This window comes from Rhizobium sp. TH135, assembly GCF_002855515.1.
In the GTDB taxonomy this organism is placed as follows: Bacteria; Pseudomonadota; Alphaproteobacteria; order Rhizobiales; family Rhizobiaceae; genus Allorhizobium.
The window spans coordinates 530,045-548,104 of the sequence record NZ_PKRP01000001.1 but is presented as its reverse complement, the minus strand read 5'-3'; the positions used below and the strand labels follow the sequence as shown (position 1 = coordinate 548,104).

General features: G+C 61.8%; 15 protein-coding genes. All 15 read right to left on the bottom strand.

Translation table 11 applies throughout. The features are described 5' to 3' along the window. Nucleotide 1: 1 nt before the first annotated feature. The 15 genes from C0V73_RS02645 to C0V73_RS02575 all read right to left on the bottom strand — a co-directional run bounded on the left by C0V73_RS02645 (nt 2) and on the right by C0V73_RS02575 (nt 18,059). Nucleotides 2-1,069: a DUF2332 family protein gene (locus tag C0V73_RS02645; protein ID WP_102018426.1), complete on the bottom strand. Its 1,068-nt coding sequence runs from the start codon at nt 1,067-1,069 to the stop codon at nt 2-4. Between the two features lie 19 nt (nt 1,070-1,088). Next, a complete protein-coding gene (locus C0V73_RS02640; protein WP_102018909.1) occupies nt 1,089-1,577 on the bottom strand; it encodes a MaoC family dehydratase in 489 nt (162 codons plus the stop codon). An 88-nt stretch (nt 1,578-1,665) separates the two neighbouring features. Continuing rightward, complete coding sequence (glgX, locus tag C0V73_RS02635) at nt 1,666-3,624, bottom strand: glycogen debranching protein GlgX (protein ID WP_102018425.1); 1,959 nt, start codon at nt 3,622-3,624, stop codon at nt 1,666-1,668. Between the two features lie 80 nt (nt 3,625-3,704). Further along, nucleotides 3,705-4,433, bottom strand: coding sequence for an arsenical resistance protein ArsH (gene arsH, locus C0V73_RS02630; protein ID WP_102018424.1), 729 nt, complete (start codon nt 4,431-4,433; stop codon nt 3,705-3,707). Continuing rightward, nucleotides 4,408-4,833: an arsenate reductase (glutaredoxin) gene (gene arsC, locus C0V73_RS02625; protein WP_102018423.1), complete on the bottom strand. Its 426-nt coding sequence runs from the start codon at nt 4,831-4,833 to the stop codon at nt 4,408-4,410. Before arsC ends, arsH begins: the two co-directional genes overlap by 26 nt. Next, nucleotides 4,830-5,531, bottom strand: coding sequence for an MIP/aquaporin family protein (locus C0V73_RS02620; protein ID WP_102018422.1), 702 nt, complete (start codon nt 5,529-5,531; stop codon nt 4,830-4,832). Before C0V73_RS02620 ends, arsC begins: the two co-directional genes overlap by 4 nt. A gap of 5 nt (nt 5,532-5,536) precedes the next feature. Continuing rightward, complete coding sequence (locus tag C0V73_RS02615) at nt 5,537-6,046, bottom strand: arsenate reductase ArsC (RefSeq protein WP_102018421.1); 510 nt, start codon at nt 6,044-6,046, stop codon at nt 5,537-5,539. A gap of 10 nt (nt 6,047-6,056) precedes the next feature. Next, nucleotides 6,057-6,416, bottom strand: coding sequence for a metalloregulator ArsR/SmtB family transcription factor (locus C0V73_RS02610; protein WP_102018420.1), 360 nt, complete (start codon nt 6,414-6,416; stop codon nt 6,057-6,059). A 116-nt stretch (nt 6,417-6,532) separates the two neighbouring features. After that, nucleotides 6,533-8,161, bottom strand: coding sequence for an alpha-D-glucose phosphate-specific phosphoglucomutase (locus C0V73_RS02605; RefSeq protein WP_102018419.1), 1,629 nt, complete (start codon nt 8,159-8,161; stop codon nt 6,533-6,535). Nucleotides 8,162-8,164: 3 nt separating this feature from the next. After that, nucleotides 8,165-9,604, bottom strand: coding sequence for a glycogen synthase GlgA (gene glgA / locus C0V73_RS02600; protein ID WP_102018418.1), 1,440 nt, complete (start codon nt 9,602-9,604; stop codon nt 8,165-8,167). A gap of 8 nt (nt 9,605-9,612) precedes the next feature. Further along, entirely contained in the window at nt 9,613-10,872 is a 1,260-nt protein-coding gene (gene glgC, locus C0V73_RS02595; protein ID WP_102018417.1) for a glucose-1-phosphate adenylyltransferase, read from the bottom strand. A gap of 13 nt (nt 10,873-10,885) precedes the next feature. Then, nucleotides 10,886-13,099 (bottom strand): 1,4-alpha-glucan branching protein GlgB, encoded by a 2,214-nt coding sequence (gene glgB, locus C0V73_RS02590; protein ID WP_102018416.1) that lies wholly within the window; start codon nt 13,097-13,099, stop codon nt 10,886-10,888. Further along, the gene (locus C0V73_RS02585; protein WP_102018415.1) at nt 13,099-15,561 is read right to left on the bottom strand and encodes a glycogen/starch/alpha-glucan phosphorylase; all 2,463 of its coding nucleotides are present in this window, start codon (nt 15,559-15,561) and stop codon (nt 13,099-13,101) included. The genes glgB and C0V73_RS02585 overlap by 1 nt, the downstream gene beginning before the upstream one ends. Before the next feature lie 258 nt (nt 15,562-15,819). Further along, nucleotides 15,820-17,085 carry a TadE/TadG family type IV pilus assembly protein gene (locus C0V73_RS02580; protein ID WP_210200146.1) on the bottom strand — a complete coding sequence of 422 codons (1,266 nt, stop codon included), beginning with the start codon at nt 17,083-17,085 and terminating at the stop codon, nt 15,820-15,822. 92 nt (nt 17,086-17,177) lie between these two features. Continuing rightward, nucleotides 17,178-18,059 (bottom strand): transglutaminase family protein, encoded by an 882-nt coding sequence (locus C0V73_RS02575; RefSeq protein ID WP_102018413.1) that lies wholly within the window; start codon nt 18,057-18,059, stop codon nt 17,178-17,180. Between the last annotated feature and the right edge of the window lies 1 nt (nt 18,060).

Below are 18,060 nucleotides of genomic sequence, written 5' to 3'. Positions count from 1 at the left end.
TTTATGGGGACGCGGCTTGCCACCCCACCCATTTCACCCAGCGCCCATGAAAATCCGCCCGTCCAATCTCGCGCGTCTCCCCTGTCGGCCACAGCGTGAGCAGGAGTGCGGCCCCCTCCGGCTTGCCGTCGGCCTCAAGCTGCAGGCGGGCCAGCGGTGCGGCTTCCGTCGCGCGGGCGCCGGCTTCGGCGATCAGCGCTTCACCTTCGGCCCTCAGCGCGGGTGGCAGATATTGCCAGGCGATGGTGTGGTAAATCACATGGGCCATGCCCGGACGCGGCGTTGTCAGACGCTTGCGTAGCCAGTCGATGGCATCGGCCTTTTCCACCTTCAGGCTGCTTTCGGTCGCCATTTCAAGGGCTGCTGCTGTGCGGTCGAGGCGATCCTGCTGGTCGGCCCAGATATAGGAGAAGAGCCGCAGGCGGTCGTCTTCTGAAGATGGGTCGAGCGGGTTCAAGTCGCAGCCGGCGCGTTCGGTGATCTCGATTGGGGCTTGCGGCGGCAGCGGACCGCCCCACCGCGGGGCGAGTTCGACAGCGGAGGCTTGGCCCCAGCGGAAGTCTCCCAGCTGGTAGCTGTAGCGATCCCATTGCAGGTTGAGGCCAGCACTGGCACCGACTTCCGAGAGGATAAGCGGCTTGCCGGTCTGCGCCGCAATGGTGAGGAAACCGGGGAGCAGGGCGGAGGAGCGGCGCACCTCGTTGGTCTGCGGCGCTGATTTCAGGCGCTCCAGCATGAAGGCTTCGTCCCGGCGCATCGCGGCCTCGATCGCGGCCCAGAGCGTGTCGTCATCGACGCCATGGGGCGGGTAGACGGCTGCTAGGGCGGAGTCCTGGCCGGATCTGACCAAGGCGTGAAGCGTGCCGGCGAGACGCAGCGCGAGTGCATCGCCGGTACCGTCAGGATTTCCCGGCCAGCCGAGGATCATAGTGCCGATCCTCGTCTCATCCGTCAGCCGCTCTGCGGCGAGCGTGCACAGGCGCGCGGTGAACGGCGAGCCGAGATCGGCGCAGGCCTTCGCCTGACGGAGGAAACTCTGGCGGATCAGTTGACTGCGTTCGTCACCCATCGTTGCAGTGCCTTTCGTGTCAGACGTTTTCCGGACGGTCTTTGGGATCGAACTGCGAGATGGTGATCCAGTCGGCGGTCAGCGCCGGCTTGCGCTCGTCCTCGATCTCAACCGTCACCTCATAGGTGTTCATCAGCATGCCGGCGCCGCGGAAGCGGGCTTCCGCGAGCTTGAACGAGCCTCGGATCCGCTTGCCAGTCTTCACCGGGGACATGAAGCGCAGCTTGTCGAAGCCGTAGTTGATGCCAAGCGTCTGTTCACGGATCTTGGGGAGACAATTGTAGTTCATGGCCGACAGAAGCGAAACGGTCAGAAAACCGTGGGCGATGGTGCCGCCAAAAGGTGTCTCGGCCGCGGCCCGCACCGGGTCGGTGTGGATGAACTGGTGGTCCATGGTGGCGCCGGCGAAGGCGTTGATCATCGGCTGGTCGACGGTAATCCAGTCGGATACGCCGACGATGGTTCCAACGAGGCCCGGCACGTCCTTGAGCGAAATCTCTTGCGGCATGAAAAGAACCTGATCCTTCAATAATTCCCGCAGGCTACAGCCGCTTGATGTCCTGAGGAAGAGGCTAACGTCACTGGTGGGGAAAAACTCAGGTTTCGATCCAGAAATCGACACTACGCCCCTTCACCGTCAGCTTAGCGGCACTACGGCCTGTCTCGAGGCGGCGCCATTTGCGCTTGTCGTGTGCGGGGAGCGCGAAGTCCCTCGGCTCAGGTGATCGATTGAAGAGCACGGCAACGCGGCACTCCTTACCCGTTTCGCGGTCGATGCCGGCGAGCACCATGGCAAACGCGCCGAGATCGGGCGTTTCCCAGTCGGCGACTGTCATGGGCAGACCGTCAGTGTTCAGCCAGCTGACATCGCCGTCGCCGGTCAGGACACTGGTGTCCATGAAGCAGGAGAAACGCTGGCGCATGGCGGCCAGACGGGCGGTGGTTTCGATCAGCTCCTCGTCGGCCTTCGACCAGTCGAGCCAGGTGAGCGCATTGTCCTGGCAATATGCATTGTTGTTGCCGCTTTGCGTCCGGCCGAACTCGTCGCCCGCCGTCAGCATCACCGCGCCGCGGCTGGCAAAGAGCGTGGACAGAAGTGCCTCGACATCCTGCCGACGCTTTTTCAGGATCACCTTGTCGGAGGTTGCTCCTTCGACGCCGTTGTTCCACGAATGGTTCTCGTTGTGGCCGTCCCTGTTTTGCTCGCCATTCGCCTCGTTGTGTTTGTGTTCATAAGATACGAGGTCGTAGAGCGAGAAACCGTCATGGGCGGCGATGAAATTGACGCTGCGGGTCTGGCCGTGGCCGTCATGGGCGAAGAGATCGGCGGAGCCGGCAAGCGCCGTTGCAAGATCTCCTGTCGTGCCCGTATCGCCCCGCCAATGGCGGCGGAAGGTGTCGCGGGCGCGGTCGTTCCATTCGAGGAGGGCGGGCGGGAAACGGCCGAGCTGGTAGCCGCCCAGCCCGATATCCCAGGGTTCGGCAATCAGGATGCGATCTTCCAGCACCTCGTCCTCAAGGATGGCCTTCAGCGTCGGGGCATCCTTATGGAAGCCGTCCCAATGGCGGCCCATGATCGGAGCGAGGTCGAAGCGGAACCCGTCAACGCCGGCCGAGAGGACGAAGTGACGGAGCGTGTCGACGATGAGTTGCCGCACAAACGGATGATCGCAGGCGAGCGTGTTGCCGCAGCCGGTGTCATTGACCAGTGAGCCCGGATCATCGGCGACATGGCGGAAGAGGGAGCGGTTGTCGATGCCGCGCAGGGAAAGCGTGGTGCCGTGTATATCGCTCTCGCCGGTATGGTTGAAAACGAGGTCGAGGATGACGCCAATGCCTTCGGCATGCAGAGCGGCAACCGTCTCGCGCAATTCTTTCACACCGCCGGGCACGAGGCGCGGATCGAGCGCCATCATGGCGACGGGGTTGTAACCCCAGCTGTTGGTGAGGCCGAGCGGAGGTAAATGCCGTTCATCAATCCAGGCGGTGATCGGCATCAGTTCGACCATATCGACGCCGATGCGGCGCAGATGGGCGAGGATGGCGGGATGGGCGAGGGCGGATAGTGTGCCGCATTGAGTCTCGGGCACCTCGGGATGCAGCATGGTCAGCGCCTTGACGTTGACCTCGTAGATGAAGCCTGTGCGCTCGCCGAGCGGCATCATCGCTTTTAGCGGCTTGTGCGCCTTCAGGATGGCTTTCGGCATCAGGTCGGCGGTATCGACGCCGAACTGACCGAGGCGCGCGTCGTAAACGAAGGGTCGGTCCAGCTCGGTGGCGTAAGGGTCGACCAGCAGCTTGGATGAATCGTACCAGTGCCCTTGCGCCGGGTCATAGGGGCCGTGGATGCGGAAGCCGTAGCGGGCGCCTTCCTTCAAACCCTCGACGAGAACATGGTGCACATCGCCTTCGCCGCGGTTCATCGAGAGGCGGGTGAGCTCGGTCTCGCCCCGCTCATCGAAGAGACAGAGCTCTACGAGATCCGCATGATGCGACCAGAGGCGGAAATCGGCACCGGTCTTGCCGATGATAGCTCCGAGCATCGCATCCGTCATGTCTCGCCTCGTGGTCGGGTTGATTCGCTCGCCTGATGGAACAATAGCAGGCGAGCGATCTTCGGCCAGAGCGGTTGCGCTTACATGGCCTTAAGGTTCACTGCTTTCACGGCCTCTTCCTTGCGCTCGCTGTAGCGATCGGTGAGGTAGTCCGAGATGTCGCGGGTGAGGAGCGTGAACTTCACCAGTTCCTCGCAGACGTCGACGACGCGCTCGTAATAGGACGATGGCTTCATCCGCCCTTCGCCGTCGAATTCCTGATATGCCTTGGCCACCGAGGACTGGTTGGGGATGGTGATCATCCGCATCCATCGACCGAGCAGGCGCATGGCGTTGACGGCATTGAACGACTGCGAGCCGCCGGAGACCTGCATGACGGCAAGCGTTTTTCCCTGGGTCGGACGGACAGCGCCGACGGACAGGGGAATCCAGTCGATCTGTGCCTTCATGATGCCGGTCAGCGTGCCGTGGCGCTCGGGGCTCACCCAGACCTGGCCTTCAGACCAGGCGGAGAGGTCGCGCAGTTCCTGGACCTTGGGGTGGCCGACTGGCGCATCGTCAGGCAGAGGCAGCCCGGAGGGGTCGAAAACCCTAACCTCGGCGCCGAAATGCTCGAGCAGGCGCTTGGCCTCCATCGCCAGCAGGCGGCTGAAGGACACCTGACGCAGTGAGCCATAGAGGATCAGGATACGCGGCTTGTGGGTTGAGAAGGGGCGGCGCAGTGCCTCAAGATCCGGCAGGCGCAGGTGATCGAGATCGGCTGCGGGCAGGTCTATCTTTGCATCAGACAATGCGCTTGCCCTCCGCATCGAGCACGGCTTCGCCGTCTTCCTTGACGAAGGCGGAGGTGAAGGCGTCTGATGGCAGAATGTCGAGGACGACTTCCGACGGACGGCAGAGGCGCGTGCCCATGTCAGTGACGACGAGCGGACGGTTGATCAGGATCGGCGTCGCGATCATGGCGTCGAGCAGCTGGTCGTCCGAGAGCGCGGGATCGGCAAGACCAAGCTCCTCATAGGGCGTGCCCTTTTCGCGGATCGCCTGACGCACGGAGAGGCCGGAGTCGGCGATCATCTTTGCCAGATCTTCCTTGCTCGGCGGGGTCTTCAAGTATTCGATGACCACTGGTTCGATGCCCGCATGGCGGATGAGGTCGAGCGTGTTGCGCGAGGTGCCGCAGGCAGGATTGTGATAGATGGTGACGGTCATGGACGTTCCGTTCCTTCGGGTATGATCGGGGGGATTTGGTTGCGGCTCTCGGCGAAGAGCCAGGCGGCGATGGCGGCCGCGATCAGCGCGCCGGCAATCTGTGCGAGAATGAAGCCGGTGAGGTCGATCGGGCGGATGCCGGCAAAGGTATTGGTCAGGCTGCGGGCGATCGCGACGGCCGGATTGGCGAAAGAGGTCGATGCGGTGAACCAGTAGGCCGCCGTGATGTAGAGGCTGACCAGCATCGGGATAGCGTCCGCCTTGAAGCGCAACCCGCCGAGGATGGTGAGGAGCAGGCCGAAGGTTGCTACCGCCTCCGCCGTCCATTGCGCCGATCCCGTACGGACCGTTTCCGAGACCTGGAAGATCGGTAGCTCGAACATCGCATGGGCGACAAGCGTCCCGGCAATGCCGCCGAGGATCTGGGCGAGAACGTATGGCAGGATGGCGGAGGCCTCCAACTCCTTGTGCAGGGCAAAGACCATAGTGACGACTGGGTTGAAATGGGCGCCGGAGATCGGCCCCAGGATCGTGATCAGCACAAAGAGTATCGCGCCGGTCGGGATCGTGTTGCCGAGCAAAGAGATTGCCACGTCATCGGAAAGGCGGTCCGCCATGATGCCGGAACCGACAACGGTTGCGACCAGCATGGCTGTGCCAAGCGCCTCGGCTGCGAGGCGGCGGGAAAGATCGGCCATGGTCTTCAGCCGGCCGTCTGTGTGCTGCTGCCGATATCGTTCAGCCGCTTCTGCAGAGAGAGCTTGTCGAGGCTCATCATCGGCAGGCTGACAAAGATCGAGATGCGGTTGTTGAGCATGCGATAGGCCTCGGCGAAGGCGAAGTGCTTTTCGCTATCCGTGCCTTCGGCAGCCGCCGGATCGGGTACACCCCAATGGGCAGTCATCGGCTGGCCGGGCCAGACGGGGCAGGCTTCGGCGGCGGCGTTGTCGCAGACGGTGAAGACGAAATCGAGCTCAGGGGCGCCGGGGACTGCAAACTCGTCCCAGTTCTTCGAACGCGCGAAGCTCGTGTCGTAGTTCATGCCCTTCAGAAGCTGCAGCGTGTAGGGGTGGACTTCGCCTTTCGGCTGAGAGCCGGCTGAATAGGCCTTGAACTTGCCCTGGCCAAGACGGTTGAGGAGCGCTTCTGCGATAATCGAGCGGGCTGAATTGCCGGTGCAGAGGAAGAGCACGTTGTAGATCTTGTCGGACATGGCCGGTCTCTCAGTTGGGGCGGGTGACTTCGAGGGTGGGTGAACAGCAGGCGAGATCGTCGATCAGCGGCTGGCAAAGGCTGGCATTGCCGCCGCAGCAATCCTTAAGCAGGTAAAGGGCAACGGCGCGGAAGCGGTCGAGGTCGGCGCGGTAGATGATCGAGCGGCTCTGGCGCTCGCCGGTGACGAGGCCTGCCTGGGAAAGCGTCGACAGATGCGCCGACATGGTGTTCTGCGGCACGCCGATCAGGCGCGCGAGTTCGCCGGCGGGAACGCCATCGGGTTCATGCGCCACCAGCAGACGAAATGTCTGCAGGCGGGTCGGTTGAGCCAGGGCGGCGAGGGCCGCGATTGTCAATTTTTCATCCATATATCCAGAATAGTGGATATGAGTGCGGAGTCAATTGGGGTCATGCTGCTGGCAAAGAAAAACCCCGGTGTCGAAGACGCCGGGGTTCCGATGTGTGCGCGAAGGCCTTGATGTGGTCAGGTGATGACCGTCGGCTCGTTCATGCCGGTGTAGCGCTTGATCTCGGCCACTTCCTCGGCTGCCGCGATCAGGTCGGCCAAGGCCGCCTGCGTTTCGATGCCGTGGCGGCTGGCGTCGGGCTCATAGCGCTCGACATAGAGGCGAAGCGTCGCGCCTGATGTGCCGGTGCCGGAGAGGCGGAAGACGATGCGGCTGCCACCTTCGAAGAGGATGCGGATGCCCTGGTTTTTCGAGACGGAGTGGTCGATCGGGTCGTGATAGGCGAAGTCGTCGGCGGCGCTGACAGTCAGACCGTTGATTGCTGTCCCAGGCAGGCTGTCGAGCTTGGCGCGGAGTGCTGTGACGAGGGAGTTGGCATTGTCCGTATCGACGCCTTCATAGTCGTGGCGGGAATAGTAGTTGCGGCCGTATTCGGCCCAATGGGCCTCGACGATCTCTTTGACGCTCTGCTTCCGGGCAGCGACAATGTTGAGCCAGAACAGCACGGCCCAGAGGCCGTCCTTCTCGCGAACATGGTCAGAGCCGGTGCCGAAGCTTTCTTCGCCGCAGACGGTGACCTTACCGGCATCCATCAGGTTGCCGAAGAATTTCCAGCCTGTCGGGGTCTCGTACATGCTGATGCCGAGCTTTTCCGCGACGCGGTCGGCGGCAGCACTCGTTGGCATGGATCGGGCGATGCCGGCGATGCCGTTCTTGTAGCCGGGGGCGCAGGTGGCGTTGGCGGCGATCATCGCCAAGCTGTCGGAGGGCGTGACGAACATGCCCTTGCCGACCACCATGTTGCGGTCGCCATCGCCATCGGAGGCGGCACCGAAGTCCGGGCCATCAGCGCTCATGACGTCGTCATAGAGTTCCTTGGCATGGACGAGGTTCGGGTCCGGATGGTGATGGCCGAAATCGGGCAGGGGAACTTCGTTGCGGACGGACCCTGAAGGTGCGCCCAGGCGCTTTTCGAGGATCTCGACGGCATAGGGGCCGGTGACGGCGCTCATCGAATCGATCACCACGCGGAAGCCGCCCGAGATCAGCGCGCGGATCGCCGGGAAGTCGAAGAGGGTTTCCATCAGGTCGGCATAGTCAGTGACCGGGTCGATGACCTCGACGGTCATGCCAGCGAGATCGAAGCTGCCGACTGTGTCGAGGTCGATGTCGGTGACATCGGCGATCTTGTAGCTGTCGATGACCTTGGTGCGGGCGAAGATCGCGTCGGTGATCTTCTCCGGTGCCGGGCCGCCATTGCCGATATTGTACTTGATGCCGAAGTCTTCGGTCGGGCCGCCGGGATTGTGGCTGGCTGAGAGCACGATGCCGCCGAAGGCATGGTATTTGCGGATGACATGGGAGGCTGCCGGCGTGGACAAGATGCCGCCCTTGCCGACCATGACCTTGCCGAAGCCATTGGCAGCGGCCATTTTCAGCGCAACCTGGATGACTTCGCGGTTGTAAAAGCGGCCGTCGCCGCCAATCACCAGCGTTTGGCCTTCGAAGCCCTCAAGGCTGTCGAAGATCGCCTGGATGAAGTTCTCCGCATAGTTTTCCTGCTGGAAGACCGGAACCTTCTTGCGCAGGCCGGATGTGCCCGGTTTCTGATCCGCATAGGGTTTCGTGGAGACGGTCGAGATCATCGATTACTGGCCTTTCGAGACGAGGCGTTGATAAAGATCGGCATAGGTCGCGCCACTCCTATCCCAGGAGACGTCGGACTTCATGCCCTGCTTCTGCAGTTGCGACCAGAGACGCTGGTCACTGTAGAGCCGAAGTGTGCGGCGGATCGCCCGGCGCAGAGCTTCTGATGTCACCGGGGCAAACTGGATACCGGTTGCGACACCCGCGGCAAGGGCCGCTTCATTGGCGTCAATGATGGTATCGGCGAGGCCGCCGGTGCGGGCGACGAGCGGCACGCAACCATACCGCAGGGCGTAGAGCTGGGTCAGGCCGCACGGCTCGAAGCGCGAGGGGACGAGAATGATATCCGATCCGGCCTGCATTAAGTGGGAGAGTTTCTCGTCATATCCCAGCACCATGCCGATCCGGCCGCGGTTGTGGGCCGCCGCCCCCTGCAATGTCGCTTCGATGCCGCTTTCGCCGGACCCGAGTATCGCCAGTCTGCCGCCTGCTGCGAGAATTTCGTCGATCACCTCAGGGAGGAGGTCGAGGCCCTTTTGCCAGGTGAGGCGGGAGATCACGCAGAAGATCGGGCCGTCGTCACCATCGAGGCCAAAGCGCTCTACGAGGGCCGCGCGGTTGCCGGCACGCTTCTTGAGCGTCGTGGCCGAATAGCCCGAAGGCAGGAGCGGATCGCTGGCCGGGTTCCAGACATCGGCATCGATGCCGTTGACGATGCCATAGAGGTCGGCGGCCCGGCTGGCGATGACGCCATCGAGGCCCATGCCGAATTCGGGTGTCAGGATTTCCTCGGCATACGAGGGGCTGACCGTGGACAGCGCATGGGACGTCAGAAGCCCGCTCTTCAGGTAGCTGATGGTGCCGTAGTATTCGAGCGCTTCGTGCCATGCGTGTGTGGGCAGGCCGAGATAGGGAAAGAGCGTTGCGCCGAATTGACCCTGGAAGGCGATGTTGTGGATGGTGATGAGGCTTGGGACCTCCGGCGCCTCGGAGTACCGCATATAAACGGGCACCAGAGCTGCCTGCCAGTCATGCACATGGACGAGATCCGGCTTGAAACCCGCAACAGCCCCGGCCGCGATCTCTGCGCCGACCTTGGACAGCACCGCGAAACGCTTCCAGTTGTCCGGATAGTCGCGGCCCTGGGTGTCGAGATAGGGACCGCCGGAGCGCTCGTAGAGCGCCGGGCAGTCGAGGATCAGGAGGTCGAGGCCTTCGTGTTTCACCTCAAGGAGTGTTGCCCGCTCGTCGAGGATATCCTCGAATTCGTGGACCTTTTTCGGCTTCTTGATCGCCTTCATCACGGCGGGATAGCCGGGAATGAGCGTCTTCGTCTCGACGCCATGGGCGGCGAGCGCGATCGGCAGCGCGCCCGCGACATCGGCGAGGCCTCCGGTCTTGATCAGCGGATAAAGTTCGGAGGCGACCGAAAGGACCTTCATCGAATTGGCTAACCCAGTTTGTCGATCATCGCCTGTGTGATGAGGCAGATCCCGTTTTCGCTGCGGCGGAAGCGCTTGGCATCCATTTCCGGATCCTCCCCGACGATCAGTCCTTCGGGGATCACCACGCCATGGTCTATCACGACATTCGTGAGACGCGCATGACGGCCAACCTGGACCTTCGGCAAGACCACTGCGCCCTCTAGGCGGGAATAGGAGTTGGCGCGGACGCCGGTGAAGAGCAGACTCTTGTAGAGCGACGATCCGGAGATGATGCAGTCGCCCGAGACGAGCGAAGAGATGGCCGAGCCACGGCGCCCTTCGTCGTCATGGACGAACTTGGCGGGCGGGGTGATCTCTGAATAGGTCCAGATCGGCCAGGTCTTGTCGTAAAGGTCGAGTTCCGGAACGATGTCGGTCAGGTCGATATTGGCCTGCCAGTAGGCGTCGATCGTGCCCACGTCGCGCCAGTAGGGTTCGCGCTCGAAGTCTGAGCGGACGCAGGACTGGGCGAAGCGGTGGGCGACGGCCTTGCCGCTCTTCACCACGTAAGGGATGATGTCCTTGCCGAAGTCGCGGCTGGATTCTGGATCGGCGGCGTCTCGGCGCAGAAGTTCCATCAGGAACTTGGTGTGGAAGACGTAGATGCCCATGGAGGCGAGCGCGAGATCCGGATTGCCCGGAATGCCCGGCGGGTCGGCGGGCTTTTCGACGAAGTCGATGATGCGGTCGGTCGCGTCGACATGCATGACGCCAAAACCGGTCGCTTCCATGCGCGGCACTTCCAGGCAGCCGATCGTGACGTCTGCCCCCGAGGTGACGTGCTGCTGCAGCATCAGCTCGTAGTCCATCTTGTAGATGTGGTCGCCCGCAAGGATGACCATGTATTCCGGCGCGTAGGATTCGATGATGTCGGCGTTTTGGTAGACGGCATCTGCCGTGCCCTCGTACCACTGGGTCTCGGAGACACGCTGAGAGGCGGGGAGGATGTCGAAGCTCTCGTTGCGCTCTGGCCTAAAGAAGTTCCAGCCGAGCTGCAGGTGGCGGATCAGCGAGTGTGCCTTGTACTGGGTGGCAACGCCGATACGGCGAATGCCGGAATTGAGCGCGTTGGAGAGGGCGAAGTCGATAATGCGTGCCTTGCCACCGAAATAGACGGCGGGCTTTGCCCGGCGGTCCGTCAATTCCTTCAGGCGGCTGCCGCGCCCGCCGGCCAAAACATAGGCCATGGCGTCGCGTGACAGGCTTCTTGCCGTTTTCTCGGTCATGTAATTCCTCCCCTTACTGTTCCAATTCCAACATGATCACGGCGAGCGGCGGAAGGGTCAGGCCCGCCTTTGCCCATCCGCTTCCTGTGGCATGCGCCTCCACGCGTCCACCATTACCCTTGCCGCTGCCGCCATAAATCTCGGCATCGGTATTTAGTATCTCACGCCAACGACCGGCGGCAGGCAAGCTCAATTCGTACCTGTCGTGATAGGCCGGCGTCAGGTTGCAGATTACGGCGATCGGCTTCTCGCCGGGTGCCTTGCGCAGCCAAGCGAAAACGGAGTTTTCCTGGTCGTCGCCGACGATCCACTCGAAGCCCTCGCCCTCACAATCACGGGCATGCAGCGCTGCCTTCGAGCGATAGGTGAAATTGAGATCGCGCACGAGGCGGCGCATGCCTTCATGCGGGGCGTAGTCGAGCAGGTTCCAGTCGAGGGAACGCTCCTCGGACCATTCACCCCACTGGGCGAATTCCTGGCCCATGAAGAGCAGCTTCTTGCCGGGATGGCCCCACATCATGCCGTAATAGGCGCGGAGATTGGCGAATTTCTGCCAATCGTCGCCTGGCATCTTGGCGATCATCGAACCCTTGCCATGCACGACTTCATCATGGCTGATCGGCAGAACGAAGTTCTCCGAGAAGGCGTAGAGCAGGCCGAAGGTCAGCTCCTGATGATGGTACTTCCGGTAGATCGGATCCCTGGCGAAATAGCTCAGGGTGTCGTGCATGAAGCCCATGTTCCACTTGAAGCCGAAGCCCAGGCCGCCTTCGTGGACGGGCTGCGATACCTTGGGCCACGAAGTGCTTTCCTCGGCGATGGTCATGATGCCGGGATGGCTGCCATAGACATGGTGGTTCATCTGCTGGAGGAAGCGCACCGCCTCCAGGTTCTCGCGACCGCCATATTCGTTGGGGATCCACTCGCCTTCCTTGCGGGAATAGTCGAGGTACAGCATCGAGGCGACGGCATCGACGCGCAGGCCGTCGAGATGGAATTTCTCGGCCCAGTAAAGCGCGTTGTTGATCAGATAGGACAGGACTTCCTGACGGCCGAAATTGTAGATCGCCGTGTTCCAGTCTGGGTGGAAGCCCTGGCGGGGGTCGGCGTGTTCGTAAAGCGCCGTGCCGTCGAAGTTGCGCAGCCCATGGGCATCGGTCGGGAAGTGTGCGGGCACCCAGTCGAGGATGACGCCGAGGCCGACCTTGTGGCAACCGTTGACGAAGCGGGCAAAGCCCTCCGGCTCGCCAAAGCGGGCGCTCGGGGCGTAGAGGCCCGTCGTCTGGTAGCCCCAGGATGGGTCATAGGGATGCTCGGTCACCGGCATGAATTCGATATGGGTAAAGCCCATGTCGACACAGTAGGGGATCAGGCGCGCTGCCATTTCATCCCAGGTTAGCATGGAGCCGTCGTCGCGACGCTGCCATGAACCGGCATGGACCTCGTAGATGGAGATCGGCTGGCGGCGCTGGTCGATGCTCGACCAATGCTTGCGATGCGCTTCGTCGTCCCAGACCTGCTCCAGTTCCGGCGTGGTCATGGAGGCGTTCTTGGGGCGCAGTTCGGCACGGCGTGCGTAGGGGTCGGCCTTTAACGGTTGAACGTCACCATGCGATCCGACAATCTCGAATTTGTAGGTCGCACCGGCGCGAACATCAGGCGCGAAGATTTCCCAGATGCCGGTGTCGCGGCGCAGCCGCATGACGTGGCGGCGGCTGTCCCAATCGTTGAAATCTCCGACGACGGAGACGCGGCGGGCGTTCGGTGCCCAGACGGCAAAGTGGAAGCCGTCGACGCCCTGGTGCTTGATCGGATGGGCGCCCATCTTGTCGAAGAGGCGCAGGTGCGACCCTTCCTTGATGAAGTAATCGTCCATCGGCCCGAGGATCGGCCAGAAGCTGTAGGGGTCGGTCACCGTCCATTCGGCGTCGCCCCGGGTGGCGCGGTAACGCACGGGCAGGACACCGTCGAGTTTGACCGAACCGGAAAAAAAGCCGGCATCGTGCAGACGTGTCAGTTCGCCGAGCTGTTCGCCCGCGAGATTATAGGCAATGACGGTTTCGGCGCCCGGGATGAAGCAACGGGCGACGTGGCCTGCGCCTGCCTCGTGGACCCCCAGAAAGGCAAAGGGATCGCCATGGGTGCCGTGAATGATCGCTTCGATTTCTGCTGCCGACGGTGTGTCCGGCTTCGCTACGTCACCGCTCCTCTTCGGTGATTTTGCCATCAAGCTCTCCAGATGTCCGCGTTGTACTGCCGGATCGTGCGGTCCGACGAGAACCAGCCCATGCGGGCCGTGTTGCGGATGGTCTTGGAATACCAGGCCGAAGTGTCGGTCCAGATGTCATCCACCTGACGCTGCGCCTTGGCATAGGCGTCAAAATCGGCGGCGACCATGAACCAGTCATGCTGGTAGATGCCCTGCATCAGATCGGCATAGCGGTCGCGATCATCTGGCGAGAAGACGCCAGATGCGATCGACGACAGGGCCTGCTGCAGTTCGCGCGAGGCGTCGATTGCGGCGCGGGGATTATGTCCATCCGCTCGCACGCGTCCGACCTCGTCTGCGGTCATTCCAAAAATCACAATGTTCTCCTCGCCCACATGATCGCGCATTTCGACATTGGCGCCATCAAGCGTTCCAATGGTTAGTGCACCGTTCAACGCGAACTTCATGTTTCCGGTTCCGGAGGCTTCCATGCCTGCGGTCGAAATCTGTTCGGAGAGGTCGGCCGCCGGCACCATCACTTCGGCCAGCGAGACATTGTAGTTCGGGATGAAGACGACCTTCAGCAGGCCACGGACAGAGGGATCCGTATTGACGACGCGGGCGACGTCATTGGCCAGTTTGATGATCAGCTTGGCGTTGTGGTAGCTCGGCGCTGCCTTGCCGGCGAAGAGCTTGACGCGCGGCACCCAGTCGCGTTCGGGATGGGAGCGGATCTGGTCGAAGAGGGCGACAGTTTCGATGATGTTCAGAAGCTGGCGCTTGTATTCATGGATGCGCTTGATCTGGATGTCGAACATCGCATGCGGATCGAGCTTGATGCCCATGCGGCTGGCGACGAGGCTCGCGAGCTTCTGCTTGTTGCCGAACTTCACCGCCGCGAATTTCTGCTGGAAGGCCGCGTCGTCGGCAAATGCGTCGAGGTTCTTGAGCTTCGTAGCGTCGTCGAGGAATTCCGGGCCGATCGCTTCCTTGATCAGGTTGGTGAGATCCGGATTGCACTGCATCAGCCAACGGCGCGGGGTGATGCCGTTGGTCTTGTTGTTGATGCGCGTCGGGTAGAGCTTGTGGAGATCGGAGAAGACCGTTTCCTTCATCAGCTCGGTGTGCAGTGCAGAGACGCCGTTGATCGAGTGGGAGCCCATGAAGGCAAGGTTGCCCATGCGCACGCGCCGGTCGCCGCTTTCGTCGATCAGCGAGATCTGGCGGATTTCATGGTCGTTGAAGCCGCGCTTCTTGCGGGCATCAAGCAGGACCTTGGCATTGATCGCGTAAACGAGCTGCATGTGGCGCGGCAGGAGGCGTTCGAAGAGCGGCACGGGCCAGCTTTCCAGCGCTTCGGGAAGCAGGGTGTGGTTGGTGTAGGAGAAGGTCTTGGAAGAGATCTCCCATGCCTCGTCGAAGGCGACGCCGTGCACGTCGACCAGAAGGCGCATGAGCTCGACGACCGAGACAGCCGGGTGGGTGTCGTTCAGCTGGATCGCGACCTTTTCCGGCATTTGTGCGAGCGTGTTGCCCTGCTGCAGGTGGCGGCGGACGATGTCCTGCAGGGATGCCGAACAGAAGAAGAATTCCTGGCGCAGACGAAGTTCCTGGCCGGCCGGCGTTGCATCGGCCGGATAGAGGACGCGGGTCAGCGATTCGGCTTTGTTGCTCTCGCGGAGCGCGCCGATGTGATCACCGGCGTTGAAAGCGTCGAGCAGGATCGGGTCGATCGGCTGGGCTGACCAGAGGCGCAGCGTATTGACGCGCTCACCACGCCAACCGACAGCCGGGGTGTCATAGGCGGTGGCGATGACGCGCTCGCCCTGTTTCCAGACATAACGTGGTTCGCCGTCCGGGCCGTCGACGGTTTCGACAGTGCCGCCGTAGCCGACTTCATAGGAGCTTTCGCGGCGTTCGAATTCCCAGGGGTTGCCGTGGGCAAGCCAGCTTTCCGGCAATTCGACCTGCCAGCCGTCTGCCATCTGCTGGCGGAAGAGGCCGTGCACATAGCGGATGCCGTAGCCATAGGCCGGGATGTTAACGGTCGCCATACTCTCCATGAAGCAGGCGGCGAGACGGCCAAGGCCACCATTGCCCAGCGCTGCGTCCGGCTCCAGGCCAGCGATCACGTCGAATTCGACTGACAGAGAGGACAGCGCCTCGCGGATGTCGTCGATCAGGCCGAGGTTCGACATGGCGTCGCGCAGCAATCGACCGATCAGGAACTCGAGCGATAGGTAATAAACCCGCTTGCCGTTGTTCATGTAGGTGGTGCGGGTGGATTCCATCCATGTGTCGATGATGCGGTCGCGGACCACGAGGATGGTCGCCGTCAACCAGTCATGCGGGGTCGCGACCTTGGCATCCTTGCCGATGCTGTAGGTCAGCTTGTCCATGATCTCGGCGGCCAGGGCGTCCGGATCGGAAACACCGCGCTTGGGAAGGGGAAGGTCGACTTTGTGGGGAGTCTTGATCATCGGTCCGCCTGGCGTTGTTCGTGTCTCCGGGCGGCGCCGATGCGATGACGGTGCCGCTTCCGTGAATGCCAGTTTACGCATCGAAATGAGACAGTTGCAACAGGCGGGACGCGGCGTGCGGAAAATTGTTCCCAGTCCGGGAGGCGGAAATAAGTGTCTGTTCTGACTATCTTATCTTGACATGAGCAGAAACGATAAGACCGCAGCCAGGGAGGCTGCGGTCAAATTGCGTGGAAAATCCAAAACGTTTTGGATGTTTCAGTTGGTCAGGAGCGTCGAGGCCTTGGCGGCAGCCTTACCGATATCCTCGAAGGCCTTGACGAGATCGCTCATGGTCTGAGGTTCGTAATAATTGCTCAGAGACGAGGCGCATGCCGAAAGAAGCGATTTACCCCTTGTCGGCGCCATGAAGGCAACGGTGAAAATCTTGATGCCGTCATTCTTGGCTTCGGTGCACCGTGTGCGCACCAGATTGTCGATGGTCGAGTTCCAGTTTGAGCTGTTGCCAGTCATTTCGCCGTCTGTCATCAGCACGATGTAGCGCTCGAACCCGGTGTTGCCCTTGGCTGCATGAGCAGTCTTTTCAGTCGCCACGGAAGACTTCAGCGCGTCGAAGGCCGCCTTCATTCCGCCAGAGGCATCTGTGCCGCCGGTGGGTACGGTCGGAAGTGCGCTGATGTAGGTGCTCGCCGTCGATACCCCCCAGGCCATGCCTGATGCCGCCTGAGTGCTGTCATTGTAGGAGACAGCCCCGACGCGCGAGCGCTCGCTCTTTGGATCAGCGGTTACGAGCTGCTGCAACAAGGTTGCGGATGCCGCCTTCAACGCTGCCATTTTCTTGACATAGCAGGGGTTGGACGGATTGATGTAGTTGTTCCTGCCGGGCAGTACGTCCTTGTAGGCCCAGTTGGCGGCGCTGTAGTTCACACAACTTGAGACGGCCGTGTCGACCGAATCCGTTGTGAAGGCCATCGAGCCCGAGCGATCGAGGACCAGGTACATCGATAGTGCGGCCTTGCTCTCTGGCGTGGACTGGGCAGTCGCGGTCACGGAGACGGTCGCTTCCTTCCAGCCCAAGAGCGAGGTCATGCCGTTTGTCGGCATCGTGTATTCCGTCGTCAGCGTCACTTCGACAGTTTTGCCGGTCACGCCTAGTTCTCGCTCGACGTTGCCGACCGCGCCAGCCAGCGGATCTTCCTCTGCTGGAACATCGGCTTCGTCATTTCCCGCCTGGGGGACGGCGTTGTTGAACTGCGCTTTCATGAACTTGCGGGCGAAGTCGAGGACTTCTTCGTCCGACATGCTGTTGTTCTTCGCGAGAGCATTGGCCGCCGAAAGAACCGCAGAGTCGGCCGAATCCTGCAGAGCAAGCCGGACCTGAACCATCTGATTGAAGTCGAGCGCGACACCGGCTGTGGCTGCGGCCACCGGCAGGATGATTGCTGTAATCACGCCGAAGTTGCCGGCGCGGTCGTGCCAGAGGCGGGAAATCAAAGATTTCTTGGGGCTGTGAGGCGTAGTCATCATGTCCATCCAAAAGCAGCGTTTGGACGGTTGTAGATCAAGCGTATTGCGATCCGTTTAATGTGGTCGCTAAAATTCGATGGAAACCGGATCTACTGCTTGACCGGGATGACATCGACCGCTTGTGCTGTCTGATGACTGCCGTAACTCTTCAGGACACCGATCACAGGGGCCACATCTGCATAGTCACGGCCATAGCCGACGACGATATGGTCGGTGCCGGCGGCGATGTCGTTGGTCGGGTCAAGTTCCAGCCAGCCGCTCAGCTTGCCGCACCAGACCCGGACCCAGGCATGCATGGCATCTGCGCCTTCCAGGCGTTCCCTGCCCGGCGGCGGGATGGTGCGCAGGAAGCCGCTGACATAGCCCGCAGGAATGCCGAGGCTTCGCAAGGCGACGATCATCACATGGCTGAAGTCCTGGCAAACGCCGCGCTTCTTGGCAAAGGCTTCTGCCGGCGTCGAATCCACGGTGGTCGCCTTGGCGTCGTATTTGAAGTCCTTGTGGATGCGGCTGCAGAGCGTCTCGGCGATCTGGCGCACGGTCATGCTCGGCTTCAGCATGCTGCGCACATAGGCGGCAATTTCCTTGTCGCTGGGCAGGCGTGGACTGGTGCCGAGGAAATGATGCGGTGACTCGGCGTCCAGTGACCAGGTTTCGCCGATCTCCTGCGGCAGGCGGTCGAGCAGGGGCGAGAAGTCGGCGGTCATCGGCTGGGCCTGCACCATGACGCGGGCCTGCATGCGGATATCGAGTTTCTCGTGGGGGCCGCGGAGGATCGCATGGCTTGCGGGATGGTGGAAGAAATCGCTGAAGGTCGAAATCTCGTCCGGCTCCGGCGACACGGTGATGGCACCGGCGACGAGGCGCTGGCGATCGGGCAGGGAGAGCGGCAGAAGGCGCAGCATATGATGCGCACCAGATGCCGGGACTTCGTAACGATAGCCGATATGAAGCGAGAGGTCGTAGAGCATG

Excerpts from the sequence above, each read along its gene's own strand:
- C0V73_RS02645 (WP_102018426.1), bottom strand. The coding sequence starts at position 1,069 with ATGGGTGACGAACGCAGTCAACTGATCCGCCAGAGTTTCCTCCGTCAG.
- C0V73_RS02640 (WP_102018909.1), bottom strand. The coding sequence starts at position 1,577 with ATGCCGCAAGAGATTTCGCTCAAGGACGTGCCGGGCCTCGTTGGAACC.
- glgX (WP_102018425.1), bottom strand. The coding sequence starts at position 3,624 with ATGACGGATGCGATGCTCGGAGCTATCATCGGCAAGACCGGTGCCGAT.
- arsH (WP_102018424.1), bottom strand. The coding sequence starts at position 4,433 with ATGCGGAGGGCAAGCGCATTGTCTGATGCAAAGATAGACCTGCCCGCA.
- arsC (WP_102018423.1), bottom strand. The coding sequence starts at position 4,833 with ATGACCGTCACCATCTATCACAATCCTGCCTGCGGCACCTCGCGCAAC.
- C0V73_RS02620 (WP_102018422.1), bottom strand. The coding sequence starts at position 5,531 with ATGGCCGATCTTTCCCGCCGCCTCGCAGCCGAGGCGCTTGGCACAGCC.
- C0V73_RS02615 (WP_102018421.1), bottom strand. The coding sequence starts at position 6,046 with ATGTCCGACAAGATCTACAACGTGCTCTTCCTCTGCACCGGCAATTCA.
- C0V73_RS02610 (WP_102018420.1), bottom strand. The coding sequence starts at position 6,416 with ATGGATGAAAAATTGACAATCGCGGCCCTCGCCGCCCTGGCTCAACCG.
- C0V73_RS02605 (WP_102018419.1), bottom strand. The coding sequence starts at position 8,161 with ATGATCTCGACCGTCTCCACGAAACCCTATGCGGATCAGAAACCGGGC.
- glgA (WP_102018418.1), bottom strand. The coding sequence starts at position 9,604 with ATGAAGGTCCTTTCGGTCGCCTCCGAACTTTATCCGCTGATCAAGACC.
- glgC (WP_102018417.1), bottom strand. The coding sequence starts at position 10,872 with ATGACCGAGAAAACGGCAAGAAGCCTGTCACGCGACGCCATGGCCTAT.
- glgB (WP_102018416.1), bottom strand. The coding sequence starts at position 13,099 with ATGGCAAAATCACCGAAGAGGAGCGGTGACGTAGCGAAGCCGGACACA.
- C0V73_RS02585 (WP_102018415.1), bottom strand. The coding sequence starts at position 15,561 with ATGATCAAGACTCCCCACAAAGTCGACCTTCCCCTTCCCAAGCGCGGT.
- C0V73_RS02580 (WP_210200146.1), bottom strand. The coding sequence starts at position 17,085 with ATGACTACGCCTCACAGCCCCAAGAAATCTTTGATTTCCCGCCTCTGG.
- C0V73_RS02575 (WP_102018413.1), bottom strand. The coding sequence starts at position 18,059 with ATGCTCTACGACCTCTCGCTTCATATCGGCTATCGTTACGAAGTCCCG.